The sequence below is a fragment of the Sphingomonas sp. Leaf38 genome (genome assembly GCF_001421825.1).
Taxonomy (GTDB): Bacteria; Pseudomonadota; Alphaproteobacteria; order Sphingomonadales; family Sphingomonadaceae; genus Sphingomonas.
On the sequence record NZ_LMLD01000011.1, the window covers coordinates 273,748 to 286,890 of the forward strand.

The following is a 13,143-nucleotide window of genomic DNA, read 5'->3' on the forward strand; positions in this document are numbered from 1 at the left end:
CTCCCCCCGGCGGGGGAGGATAGAAGGCCTTCGCACCAACCGAATCCCGCGCTAGGACACAGTCATGCAACCCGTCCGCATCGCCCCCTCGATCCTCTCCGCCGACTTTTCGAAGCTCGGTGAGGAAGTCCGCGCCATCGACAAGGCCGGTGCCGACTGGATCCATATCGACGTGATGGACGGCCATTTCGTCCCCAACATCTCGTTCGGTCCCGCGGTCATGAAGTCGGTCCGCGGCGTCACCACCAAGCCGTTCGACGTCCACCTGATGATCTCGCCCGTCGACGCCTATCTCGACGCGTTCGCGGAGGCGGGTGCCGACTGCATTACGGTGCATTACGAAGCGGGGCCGCACATCCACCGCTCGCTCCAGCACATCAAGTCGCTCGGTAAGCGCGCCGGAATCGTGATCTGCCCCGGCACGCCCGCCAAGATGCTCGACTACCTCATGGACATGGTCGACCTCGTGCTGGTGATGAGCGTCAACCCCGGCTTTGGCGGCCAGAGCTTCATTCCGAGCCAGCTCAAGAAGATCTCCGCGATCCGCACTATGATCGAAAAGAGCGGGCGTGCGATCGATCTCGAGGTCGATGGCGGCGTCGATGCCGAATGGGCCAAGCGCTGTATCGAGGCGGGCGCCGACGCGCTCGTCGCGGGCACCTCGGTCTTCCGCGGCGGCCCCGATCATTATGCTGCCAACATCGCCGCGTTGCGGGGGTGAACGAACCGCATGATCTGACGCGCGATGTCGTGACCGAGTCGGCGCCCGACGGGATCGATGAAGGCCGTCGCCTGATCCGTCTCGGCGGCGACAAGGGGCTGTCGCTCGCCGACCGCCTCGCGGAGCGCTTCCACCGGCTGACGTGGCGCACCCCGCTGCACACGCTGCGGCTCAAGGGGCGCTACCCGCTCAAGCTGATCGCGGTCCCCGACGATCCCATCCTCGGCGACATCCCGCGCGGCACGATGCTGCTGGAGGGCGTGCTCTTGTTCCGCGGCGAAGCGCGCGATATCGAGACGCTCGATCTCGCCAAGCCGCTCCCCAAACCCTTTGCCGAGTATCTGCAGAGTTTCGCGTGGCTGCGCGACCTGTCGACCGTCGCAACCCGCTCGCGCGGCGCGCCGATCGCCGAATATCTCATGGGCCTCTGGCTGACCGCGCACGCCGACACGCAGGGCGGGATCGCGTGGCGGCCCGACATGTGGGGCAGGCGGATCCTCGCCTGGACCGCGCATGCGCCGCTGATCCTGTCGTCGTCCGACCAAATCTACCGCTCGAAGGTGCTCAACGCGCTCGCCAAGGGCGCGCTCCACCTCGATCGTACCGCCGACAAGGCCCCCGCGGGCGCCCCGCGCATCGCCGCGTGGTGCGGGGTCGTCGCCGCCGGCCTGCTCATCCCCGGCGGCGAACCCCGCCAGGCATTCGGCGAAGCCGGGCTGCTCCGCGCGCTCGGGACCGGTCTGTTCGACGATGGCGGCTCGGTCTCGCGCAGTCCGGCGATGCTGCTCGATTCGATCCAGCTGCTGACGTTGCTCCAGGAAAGCTACGCCGCGCGCGGCGCCGAATTGCCCGAGACGGTGGCGGTCACGCTCACCCGGATGGTCGCGGCGCTGCTCGGCGTCGCGCACGCCGATCGCGGTCTGTCGAGCTGGCAGGGTGGCGGCCCGGCGAGCGAAACGCAGGTCGCCGCGGTGATCGAGGCCAGCGGCGTCCGCACGCGTCCGCTCCGCCAGGCGCGCGACTGGGGCTATCAACGCCTCGCGGCCGGGACCGCGGTGCTGATCGTCGACGCGGCACCGCCGCCGATCGCGCGGCTCGTCGAGGGCGGCTGCGCGTCGACGCTGGCGTTCGAATTCTCCGACGGTCCGGCGCGGATCGTCGTCAACTGCGGCGGTGCGCGTGCGGGCATCGCGCAACTCCCGCCCGCGATGGTCGAGGGGCTGCGCTCGACCGCGGCGCATTCGACGCTGACGATAGCCGACAGCAACTCGACCGCGATCCTGGCCGACGGCACGCTCGGCCGCGGCGTCGGCGAAGTCGAACTCAGCCGCCAGGAATCCGAGGCCGCGAGCCGGATCGAGGCGAGCCATGACGGCTATGTCCGCCGCTGGGGCTTCCTCCACCGCCGCCAGCTGATGCTCACCGGCGACGGCCGCGAACTGCGCGGCGAGGATGCGCTGTTGCCGCAGGGGCGCAAACGCCGCGTCGGCCTGTCGCTGTTCGCGATCCGCTTCCATCTCGGCGAAGGCGTCCAAGTGTCGCCCACCGCCGACGGCCTCGGCGCGATCCTTCGCCTGCCGGGCGGCGCGCTCTGGCAGTTCCGCTGCCGCGGCGGCGCGCTGGTGGTCGAGGACAGCGTCTGGATCGACGCCGACGGCCGCCCGGTCGCGACGCAACAGCTGATGATAACCGGCGAAGCCGCGGCCGGCGGTGCGAGCGTAAGCTGGGCGCTGAAGAAGGCCTGACGGTCTTTACCCCACCCCCGTCATCCTACCCCGCGTCATCCCACCCCGCGTCATCCTGACGAAAGTCAGGACCCAGAGCCACAAGCGCGGTCGTCTGGTACCCTGGGTCCTGACTTTCGTCAGGATGACGCGGGGAGAGGGCGCGTGAGCGTCTCGCCCCCTGTTCCCCAACGTCAACCGACGCTAAGGCACCGCCGCACGGTGGCCCCCCGGAATACGAAAGACCCTCATGACCAGCATCCCGATCAAGCGCGCGCTCCTGTCCGTTTCCGACAAGACCGGGATCCTCGATCTCGGCACGGCGCTCGCGAGCCACGGCGTCGAGCTCGTCTCCACCGGCGGCACCGCCACCGCGCTGCGCGCTGCGGGGCTCACGGTGCGCGACGTGAGTGAACTCACCGGCTTCCCCGAGATGATGGACGGCCGCGTCAAGACGCTCCACCCGATGGTGCATGGCGGCCTGCTCGCGGTCCGCGACGACGCCGGCCACGCCGCCTCGATGGCCGAGTACGCGATCGGTGCGATCGACCTCGTCATCGTCAATCTCTATCCGTTCGAGGCGACCGTCGCGAAGGGCGCCGACCGCGACACCGTGATCGAGAACATCGACATCGGCGGCCCCAGCATGGTCCGCTCGGCCGCCAAGAACCACGCCTATGTCGCGATCGTCACCGATCCCGCCGACTATGCGCTGGTATCGGGCGGCACCACCACGCTCGAAGACCGCAAGAAACTGGCCGCCAAGGCCTTTGCCACCACCGCCGCCTATGATTCGGCGATCGCAACGTGGTTCGGCACCGTCGACCAGGCCGAGGAATTCCCCGCCACCCTGCCGATCACGCTCAAGCGCGGCGACACGCTTCGCTACGGCGAGAACCCGCACCAGTCCGCCGCCTTCTACACGGCGACGGGCAGCGTTCGCGGGATCGGCCAGGCGCGCCAGCTTCAGGGCAAGGCGCTCAGCTACAACAACCTCAACGACGCCGACGCCGCACTCGAACTCATCGCTGAGTTCCGCGACGCCGACCCCTCGGTGGTCATCGTCAAGCACGCCAACCCCTGCGGCGTCGCGACCGCCGCGACGCTCGCCGAGGCCTATGCCGCCGCGTTCGCCTGCGACACCGTCTCCGCATTCGGCGGCATCATCGCCGTCAACCGTACGCTGGACGCCGAGACGGCGCGCGCGATCACCGGCATCTTCACCGAGGTCGTCGTCGCCCCTGATGCCGACGAGGACGCGATCGCGCTGTTCGCCGCCAAGAAGAACCTCCGCCTGCTGCTCACCGGCGAGCTCCCCGATCCCGCGCGCACCGGCCTCACCGCCAAGTCGATCGCCGGCGGCTGGCTCGTCCAGGGCCGCGACAACGGCACGCCGGGCGAACTCACCGTCGTCACCAAGCGCCAGCCGACCGAGCAGGAACTGATCGACTGCCGCTTCGCCTGGACGGTCGCCAAGCACACCAAGTCGAACGCGATCGTCTATGCCAAGGACGGCAGCACCGCTGGGATCGGCGCGGGCCAGATGAACCGCCTCGAATCCGCGCGCATCGCCGCGTGGAAGGCGAAGGACGCCGCCAACAAGGCCGGCTGGTCCACCCCGCGCACGATCGGCTCGGCAGTCGCCTCCGACGCGTTCTTCCCGTTCGCCGACGGGCTGCTCGCCGCGGTCGAAGCAGGCGCCACGGCAGTGATCCAGCCCGGCGGCTCGATCCGCGACGCCGACGTCATCGCCGCGGCGGACGAAGCCGGCCTCGCGATGGTCTTCACCGGCATGCGCCACTTCCGCCACTGAGGTCGAAACGCTCGATACCAACCGTCATCCCCGCGAAGGCGGGGACCCAGACTGGCTCACCTCCACGCGTATCACGTACGCTAGCCAATATGGGTTCCCGACTCCGCGGGAATGACGAAAGAGCGTGCCTGCCCATAAAACAGGCATGGCCACCGCACTGCACAAGTTTTAACCGCAACCTCACCGCTGCCCGCCCGCCGCGCACGCCTTGCCCCCTCGATGGCCCAACTGGCACGCACATTGCGAGGGACCTTCCGTAACAAGGGGAAGGGGCGCGATGAAACTCGTCATTGCCATCATCAAACCGTTCAAGCTCGACGAGGTGCGCGAAGCGCTCACCACGATCGGCGTGGCGGGCATGACGGTCACCGAGGTCAAGGGGTTCGGCCGGCAGAAGGGCCAGACCGAAATCTACCGGGGGGCCGAATACAGCACCAACATGGTGCCCAAGATCAAGATCGAGGTGGTCTGCGCCGCCAGCCTGTCCGACCGCGTGGTCGAGGCGATCCAGGCCTCGGCGAACACCGGCGCGATCGGCGACGGCAAGATCTTCGTGCTCGACGTGGGGCAGGCGGTGCGCATCCGCACCGGCGAAACCGACGATTCAGCGCTCTGAGGGGGGACGAGATGAAGCATAACATGAAGACGGCCGCTTCCGCGGTCCTCGGGTTCGGTGCCGCGATGATCGCCGCCGCCCCCGCCTGGGCGCAGGACGTCGCCGCACCCGCCGTGGCGCCCGTGGTCGCACCCGTGGTGGCAACCGTGAACAAGGGCGACACCGCCTGGATGATGACGTCGACGCTGCTGGTGTTGATGATGATCGTCCCCGGCCTCGCGCTGTTCTACGGCGGCCTCACCCGTGCCAAGAACATGCTGTCGACGATGACTCAGATCGGCGCGGTCGCGTGTCTCGCGATGCTGCTGTGGGTCATGTACGGCTATACGATGGCGTTCGGCGACGGCGGCGGCGAGTATATCTCGGGCTTCGGCAAGGCGCTGCTCCGCGGCATCACGCCCGACTCGACCGCGGCGACCTTCACCGCGGGCGTCGCGATCCCCGAGTATGTCTTCATCTGCTTCCAGATGACGTTCGCTGCGATCACCATCGCGCTCGTGCTCGGCTCGGTCGTCGAACGGATGAAGTTCTCGGCCGTCATGGTGTTCGCCATCGTATGGCTGACGATCGTCTACTTCCCGGTTGCGCACATGGTGTGGGCATCGGGCGGCAAGTTCTTCAAGATGGGCGCGCTCGATTTCGCCGGCGGCACCGTGGTCCACATCAACGCGGGCGTCTCGGCGCTGGTGGCCGCGCTCATCCTTGGCAAGCGGATCGGCTACCCCGCCGAGCGCATGGCGCCGCATTCGCTGACGATGACCGGCATCGGCACCGGGCTGCTCTGGGTCGGCTGGTTCGGCTTCAACGCCGGCTCGGCGCTCGAGGCGAACGGCTCGGCCGGGCTCGCGATGCTCAACACCTTCGTCGCCACCGCATCGGCTGGGCTCGCCTGGATGCTGATCGAGCGCGTCAACGGCCACAAGGGCTCGGCGCTCGGCTTCTGCTCGGGCATCATCGCCGGGCTCGTCGCGGTCACGCCGGCGGCGGGCAATTCGGGTCCGTTCGGCGCGATCATCCTTGGCGCGGTCGCCTCGGTGGTCTGCTATTACGCGGTGACCTTCCTCAAGCCGAAGCTCGGCTATGACGATGCGCTCGACGCGTTCGGCATCCACGGCATCGGCGGCATGATCGGCGCGATCGGCACCGGCATCGTCTACGCCCCGTCGCTCGGCGGCCCCGGCAAGCCCGATTTCGACATGGGCCACCAGCTCTTCGTCCAGGTCGCGGCGGTCGCCACCACGATCGTCTGGGCGGCTGTCGGTACCGTCATCGCGATCTACGTCGCCAAGGCGCTGACCGGCCTGCGCGTCTCGCGCGAAGTCGAAACCGAAGGTCTCGACATCGGCGAGCACGGCGAGCGCGCGTACAACTGATCGCCAACACCAATCGGTAGCGGGCCACCCGAGCCCGCACCCACGACGTTCCTCCTGCGGACAACCTTGGCTCGGTGTGGCAACACACCGGGCCATTTTTTGTCGGTCGAAGTAGTACTTCGACCGAGTCCAGCGAGAAGAGCAGGGCGCGCCTCTCCCGTGAAGGCGGACGCTCAGGACCAAGCAAGGCGACGGGGGTACATGCTTTCTACCCCGGCGAAGGCCGGGGCCCAACTGGGGGACGGCAATGACGACGGATCATCCCTCGTTATATCGACCTCGCCAATTGGACCCCGGCCTCCGCCGGGGTGGTATGTAGGCCCGATAGGACTAGCCCAACCCCCACCCGTTCGTGCTGAGTAGAGACCGAGTAGCGACGTAAGGCGCGTATCGAGGGCTCGTATCGAAGCACAGGCCCCGAGAGCCAACCTATCCTTCGATACGCCGCTTCGACACGCTCAGCAGCTACTCAGGACGAACGGGCATTAGGTTCGTCAAACCCGCACACCCTTGGGGGCCAACCGCCGGATATCCAGCACGTCGACCTGCGCGAGCATGACAGCCCCCAGCGCCCGGTCGCCGGTCTCGACCAGGATTCCCTCGCGCGTCGCGCGCACCGTCCGCCACGAAACCTCGCGTACCGCCAATCGCTTGCCGATCCGCTTCACCGCCGCCACGCGCCCGTCGTCGGCGATCGCCAGCGCGCCCTGGCCATCCGCCCCGACGACGGCGCCCGCCACCGCGAACCCGGCAAGCTGCGTCTGCGCCGCGTCGGCCGCCTCCTCGGGCGTCTCGATCTTCACGACGCGCCGCATCCGCATCACGATCCAGCACAGACCGGCGAGCCCGACCACCACGGCGGCCCCGATGCCGCCGACGATCGCAGGTGTCATCGCGGCCCTGCGAGCGCGTCCAGCATCGGCCGAATCCCGCGCAGGTCATAGCCTGCGTCCTCGGCCTGCGCGAGCAACAGGTTCGGGTTGCGCCCCGCCTTCGCCGCCGCCAGCGCCCACAGATTGCAGCTCCGCGTCCCTGACCGGCAATAGGCCAGCACCGGCCCGTCCGCCGCGGTCAGCGCCTGCGTCATGGCGTCGATCTGCGGATGCGAGAAACCCGCATGCGTCACCGGAATCGCGACGTAATTCAGCCCCGCCGCCTCGGCCGCCGCCCGGATCGCGTCGCCCGAAGGCTGCCCCGCATCCTCGTCGTCCGGCCGGTTGTTGACGATCATCTTATAGCCCGCCGCGGCGATCTCCGCGACGTGCTCGACCGCGATCTGCGGGGAGACCGAAATGCTTTCGTTGATGTGCCGGATCATGCGGACTCGCGGATAACTGCCAGAAAGGCATCTCCATAGGCGTCGAGCTTGCGCGCGCCAATGCCCGACAGCACGGCGAGCGCCGCGCGTGATGCGGGCCGCTGCGCCGCCATGTCACGCAGCACCGAATCGTGGAAGATCACATACGGCGGAACGCCCGCTTCCTTCGCCAGATCGCGCCGCCGCACGCGCAGCGCCTCGAACAGCGGATCGTCGACCGGGTTCGGCACAGCACCCGCCGCTGCCTTGCGCCGCCGCTCGCGCTTGGGCGGTACGATCACCGACAGCGTTGCCTCGCCCTTGAGGATCGCCTTGGCCGCGGGCCCGAACTCGAGGCCGCCATGCGGATTGGTGCGCAGCGCATCCTTCAGCATCAGCGCGCGCGACACGGGCTTCAGCAACGCCACCTCGTCGCCATCGACGATCCCGTACACCGACAGCGCCTCATGCCCGTTCATCAGGCTGCGCTCCGACGACACGCCCGTCAGGATCCCCTCGATATAGCCGACGCCGAACATCTGTCCGGTGCGGAACACCGCCGACAGGAATTTACGCGCGGTCTCGGTCGCGTCCACCGCATCGACATTGCCGAGGCAATTGTCGCAATTCCCGCAATCCTCGTGTCTGTCCTCGCCGAAATGCTTGAGCAGGATCCGGCGCCGACACCCGGCGGTCTCGACCAACCCACCCATCGCGGTCAGCCGCTGTCGCTCACCCGCCTGCCGCTCGGGCTCGACCTCGCCGATCCGCTGGCGTGCGCGCGCGAAATCCTCCGCGCCCCAGAACAGGTGCGCGATCGCCGGATCGCCGTCGCGCCCCGCGCGCCCCGTTTCCTGATAATAGGCCTCGATCGATTTCGGCAGCCCGGCATGGCAGACGAACCGCACGTCGGGCTTGTCGATCCCCATCCCGAACGCGACCGTGGCACAGATCACCATATCCTCGCTCGCGACGAAATCCGCCTGGTTCTTCGCGCGCACCTGCGGGTCGAGCCCGGCATGATAGGCCCGCGTCGGCCGTCCGCTGCGCCCGAGCGCCTCGGCGAGCTTCTCGGTCGCCGCGCGCGTCTGCGCATAGACGATCCCCGGCCCCGGGATCTTCTCGAGGATGTCGGCGATCTGCCGGTTGACGTTGTCGCGCCCCGAAATCGCATAGCGGATGTTCGGCCGGTCGAACCCCGACACGATCAGGCCGTCCTGCGAAATCCCGAGCTGCTCCAGGATATCCGCCCGCGTGTGGGCGTCCGCGGTCGCGGTCAGCGCGAGCCGCGGCACGTCGGGAAAACTGTCGAGCAGAGGCCGCAGCAGGCGGTAGTCCGGTCGGAAATCATGCCCCCACTCGCTGACGCAGTGCGCCTCGTCGATCGCGAACAGCGAGAGCTTCGCCTGGCCGAGCAGATTCCGAAAACTCTCGTTCGAGGCCCGCTCGGGCGCGACGTAGAGCAGGTCGAGATCGCCCGCGCGGAACTGTGCGATCGTCTCCTCGCGATTGGTATCGACCGAGGTCAGCGTCGCCGCCTTGATTCCGACCGCGGTGGCTGCGCGCAACTGATCGTGCATCAGCGCGATCAGCGGCGAGACGACGACGCACGTCCCCTCCAGCATCGTCGCAGGTAGCTGATAGCATAGCGACTTGCCCGCACCCGTCGGCATCACCGCCAGCGTGCGCTGCCCCGCGAGCACCCGGTCGACGACGTCGCGCTGCACGCCGCGAAACTCGGGGAAACCAAAGATACGCTGGAGATCGGGAAGGGGGTCGAGCATCCTAGCCGATCTAGGCGTCGCATGCCGCTGCGTCGAGGGCACGCATACATTCATACTCGTGGCAAATGGCGTTGCGGCACGGCTGCGATGTGCGACACCCACCGCGATCAGTTGAGGGAGAAGGCATGAACGGCTCTGTTTTGCGTGGGGGCACCGCGGCGCTCCTGCTGGTCGCGCTCGTCCCGATCGGCAGTGCGGGTCTTGCCGCGGACACGCCGCCGCCGGTGCGCGACGTGCCGGTCGGTGGTCTGATCGCCGCAACGATCGACGGCGCGCCGGTCACGCTCCGCGTCGATCCGGCCGCGCCCGGGCTGGTCCTGATGACCACCACCGCGGCCGACCGGCTCGCGTTGAAGGGCGGCATGATGGAGCTCGGCTATTCGGTCGGCGGGCAGGGCGCGATGCAGGCCACGACGGTCAGGCCGATGACGTTCGGTGGAACCCACGTGAAGCGCCGGGTCGGCTTCCCCAGCCCCAAACAGGGCTCTGCCGACGGTCGCTGGGTCGGGCGTGTCTATGCGACCGTCGGCGATGGCAGCATCGGGCCGGGGTCGCTTCCCGAACCCGTCGTGCGTATCGCGCTGCGCGCACCCCGCACAGGCGAACGGACGGTCGCACTACCGATGGTCGATGGCGGCGGGCTGTTCGGGCGGCTGTCGGGCGTGTTCGCGCAGATCATGATCGGCGGCCAGCCGATCCGCGTCCGTTTCGATCCCTATCATCCGCGCACCACGGTCACCGCCAACGCGGCGTCGCTGATCGCCGAGGCGCAGCGCGGCACGCTCACGGGCACCGCCGAGCGTGTCGAGATCGCCTTCGGCATCACCCGCCCCGTTCGCACGATGACTCTCGCGGACCCGCTCGCGGTCGGTCCGCTGCGGCTCGCAACGCTCGGCGTCCGCACCAGCGACGTCGGCAGCGCCGTGTCGATCCGCGAGGCCGACGCCGCCCCGCCCGACCCCGACGAGATCGTCGTCACCGCCAAGCGCAAGCGGGACCCCAAACACGACCGCCTGACGCTCGGCGCCGACGTGCTCGACCACTGTTCCGAAATCGTGTTCGACCAGCCCGCGAAACAGGTCCGACTGACCTGCGGCTAGGCGAACTCGGTCGAGTTCCGGCCAGTCTGTCGCTCGCGGGCCATGGACCGCCGGCCCGCGCGCCCGCATCCTCCCATGTTCACCCGGGGGGACGCACATGGAACTGAGCATCAGGCTGGCCGAACTGCAGAAACGGACGATCGAGCACCGCGAGGTTCTCCTGACAGAAGAGGCGGCAAAGACCGCGCTGGTCATGCCGTTCCTGCAGTCACTCGGCTACGACGTGTTCAACCCATCCGAGGTCGTCCCGGAGTTCAGCGCCGATGTCGGCACCAAGAAAGGCGAGAAGGTCGACTATGCGATCTGCGCCGGTGGTAAGGTCTCGATCCTGACCGAGTGCAAGCCGTCCTCGGTGCAACTTAACGTCAATCACGCCGGGCAACTGTTCCGCTATTTCAGCGTCACCGATGCCCGTCTTGCGGTCCTCACCAACGGCGTCGTCTACCAATTCTATTCGGATATCGAACGCCCGAACAAGATGGACGACCAGCCGTTTTTCACCTTCACGATGGACGCGATCAAGCCTGGCGACATCCGCACGCTCGAGAAGTTCACCAAGGCGGCGTTCGACATCGACAAGATCGTCCAAGAGGCGGGCAGCCTCAAGACGCAGTCGCTGATCCGTCTTGAACTGGAAAAGGAGTTCGCCGAGCCCTCCGACGAGTTCGTCCGGATGATGGCGCAGCGCGTGCACGGCGGCCGGCTGACACCCGCGATCAAGGACGGGTTCGCCAAGCTGCTCTCCCCCGCGATTGCCGCGCTGATCCGCGATTTCGTCAACGAGCGGCTTTCCTCGGCGTTGAAGGCGTCGAGCCCGGTCGAGGATCTGCCCGTCGGCGCCGATGACGACCCGTCGGAGGGCGACGGCATCGTCACGACGCAGGAGGAAATTTCGGGTTTCCACATCATCCAGGCGATCGCCTCGCGGCTGATCGATCCGAAGCGCGTCATCGTCCGAGATGCGAAGTCCTATTGCGCGATCCTGCTCGACGACAATAATCGCAAGACGATTGCGCGAATGCATTTCAACGGCATCACGACCAAATATCTCGGGATGTTCGCGGGGAAGGACGAGACGCGCCATCTGCTGTCCGATCTCACGCATATCTATCAATATTCGACCGCGATCGAGACGCGCCTGCGCGAACTCGATCCCGCGATCCCCGCTTAGCCGGGCTCGATCATTTCCCCGCGCTGGCAGAGCAGAAAACTCGGCCGCGCGAGGTTAAATTCCCCAACTACTCCGCCGCCAGCGCCCCGTCATCCTGTCCCGCACGCTCCTGCGCCTGGCGATTCCACATCTCCGCATAGACGCCCTCCCGGCGCAGCAGCTCACCATGCGTGCCCTTCTCGACGATGCGCCCCGCCTCGAGCACGACGATCTGGTCGGCATGCACCACGGTCGACAAACGGTGCGCGATCACGATCGTGGTGCGACCGCGCTCGATCGCCTCTAGCGTGTCGAGGATTTCGGCCTCGGTGCGGCTGTCGAGTGCCGACGTCGCCTCGTCGAGGATCAGGATCGGCGGGTTCTTGAGCAACGTCCGGGCGATCGCCACGCGCTGTTTCTCGCCGCCCGACAGCTTCAGGCCGCGTTCGCCGACCCGCGTCGCGTAGCCCAGCGGCTGGCGCTCGATGAAGCCCGCGATCGCCGCACCCTTCGCCGCCGACTCGACTTCGGGCATCTCGGCGCCTTCGCGGCCATAGGCGATATTGTACCCGATCGTGTCGTTGAACAGCACCGTGTCCTGCGGCACGATCCCGATCGCGGCGCGCAACGACGCCTGGCGCACTTCGGCAATATCCTGCCCGTCGACGGTGATCCGCCCGCCCGTCAAATCGTAGAACCGGTACAGCAGCCTCGCGAGCGTCGACTTGCCCGCCCCCGACGGCCCGACCACCGCGAGCGTCGATCCCGCCGGCACATCGAGTTCGAGGTCGCGCAGGATCGGCCGGCCGGCGTCATAACCAAACGAGACATTCTCGAACCGCACATGCCCCGCGGTCACCGTCAACGCCGGCGCATCCCGCGCATCGATCACGGAGGCGGGCGTATCGATCAGGTCGAACATCGCCGCCATGTCGAGCGCGCCTTGGCGGATCGTGCGATACACCATCCCCAGCAGGTCGAGCGGGCGAAACAGCTGTGCGAGCAACGTCGACACGAACACCACGTCGCCCGCCGACGCTTCGCCGCGGCTCCACCGCCACACGACGAACCCCATGCCGCCCGCGAGCATCAGGTTGGTGATCAGCGCCTGGCCGAGATTCAGCCATGCGAGCGAATTCTCGCTCTTCACCGCAGCTTCCGAATACGCCGTGATCGCGCTGTCGTAGCGTTTCGCCTCGCGCTCCTCCGCGCCGAAATACTTGACCGTCTCGAAGTTCAGCAGCGAATCCACCGCATGCGCGACCGCGCCGGTATCGAGGTCGTTCATCCGCGCGCGCAGTGCGTTGCGCCAGTCGGTCACCATCCGCGTGAACGCGATATAGCCGGCGACCATCACGACCGTCGCGATAACCAGCGGCCAGCCGAACTTGGTCCAGAACAGCCCGAGCACCAGCACGAGTTCGAACAGTGTCGGCGCGATGTTGAACAGCAGGAAGTACAGCATCGTATCGATGCTCTTGGTGCCGCGCTCGACCACCTTGGTCACCGCGCCCGTCCGCCGCGACAGATGGAAATCAAGGCTCAGCGCATGCAGGTGCCGAAAC

General features: G+C 67.6%; 11 protein-coding genes. 7 read left to right on the forward strand and 4 right to left on the reverse strand.

The genetic code is table 11. The annotated features are described in order from the left end of the window. Positions 1-64: 64 nt before the first annotated feature. The 5 genes from rpe (at position 65) to ASE88_RS08700 (ending at position 6,247) form a co-directional block, all read left to right on the forward strand. Positions 65-721 (forward strand): ribulose-phosphate 3-epimerase, encoded by a 657-nt coding sequence (gene rpe, locus ASE88_RS08680; RefSeq protein WP_055874385.1) that lies wholly within the window; start codon positions 65-67, stop codon positions 719-721. Continuing rightward, on the forward strand, positions 718-2,466 hold the full coding sequence (locus ASE88_RS08685) for a heparinase II/III domain-containing protein (RefSeq protein ID WP_235527888.1): 1,749 nt from the start codon (positions 718-720) through the stop codon (positions 2,464-2,466). Before rpe ends, ASE88_RS08685 begins: the two co-directional genes overlap by 4 nt. Before the next feature lie 229 nt (positions 2,467-2,695). Beyond that, positions 2,696-4,258 (forward strand): bifunctional phosphoribosylaminoimidazolecarboxamide formyltransferase/IMP cyclohydrolase, encoded by a 1,563-nt coding sequence (gene purH, locus ASE88_RS08690; RefSeq protein ID WP_056477551.1) that lies wholly within the window; start codon positions 2,696-2,698, stop codon positions 4,256-4,258. Between the two features lie 277 nt (positions 4,259-4,535). Continuing rightward, on the forward strand, positions 4,536-4,874 hold the full coding sequence (locus ASE88_RS08695) for a P-II family nitrogen regulator (protein ID WP_056053652.1): 339 nt from the start codon (positions 4,536-4,538) through the stop codon (positions 4,872-4,874). Positions 4,875-4,897: 23 nt separating this feature from the next. Beyond that, positions 4,898-6,247 (forward strand): ammonium transporter, encoded by a 1,350-nt coding sequence (locus ASE88_RS08700; protein WP_414893570.1) that lies wholly within the window; start codon positions 4,898-4,900, stop codon positions 6,245-6,247. 494 nt (positions 6,248-6,741) lie between these two features. On the opposite strand, the gene ASE88_RS08705 is transcribed toward ASE88_RS08700, so the two are convergent. The 3 genes from ASE88_RS08705 to recQ are packed head-to-tail and all read right to left on the reverse strand — an operon-like array spanning position 6,742 to position 9,328. Further along, positions 6,742-7,140 carry a hypothetical protein gene (locus ASE88_RS08705; RefSeq protein WP_056477555.1) on the reverse strand — a complete coding sequence of 133 codons (399 nt, stop codon included), beginning with the start codon at positions 7,138-7,140 and terminating at the stop codon, positions 6,742-6,744. Beyond that, a complete protein-coding gene (locus ASE88_RS08710) occupies positions 7,137-7,565 on the reverse strand; it encodes a TIGR01244 family sulfur transferase (RefSeq protein ID WP_056477557.1) in 429 nt (142 codons plus the stop codon). Before ASE88_RS08710 ends, ASE88_RS08705 begins: the two co-directional genes overlap by 4 nt. Next, positions 7,562-9,328 (reverse strand): DNA helicase RecQ, encoded by a 1,767-nt coding sequence (gene recQ / locus ASE88_RS08715; protein WP_056477559.1) that lies wholly within the window; start codon positions 9,326-9,328, stop codon positions 7,562-7,564. Before recQ ends, ASE88_RS08710 begins: the two co-directional genes overlap by 4 nt. Before the next feature lie 125 nt (positions 9,329-9,453). Between recQ and ASE88_RS08720 the strand changes: the two genes are divergently transcribed. Further along, positions 9,454-10,428 (forward strand): hypothetical protein, encoded by a 975-nt coding sequence (locus ASE88_RS08720; RefSeq protein ID WP_056477561.1) that lies wholly within the window; start codon positions 9,454-9,456, stop codon positions 10,426-10,428. A 97-nt stretch (positions 10,429-10,525) separates the two neighbouring features. Then, entirely contained in the window at positions 10,526-11,599 is a 1,074-nt protein-coding gene (locus ASE88_RS08725) for a type I restriction endonuclease (RefSeq protein ID WP_056477563.1), read from the forward strand. 67 nt (positions 11,600-11,666) lie between these two features. Here the strand turns inward: ASE88_RS08725 and ASE88_RS08730 are convergent. After that, positions 11,667-13,143, reverse strand: a 1,477-nt coding sequence (locus tag ASE88_RS08730; protein ID WP_235527889.1) for an ABCB family ABC transporter ATP-binding protein/permease, incomplete at its 5' end; no start/stop codon positions are given.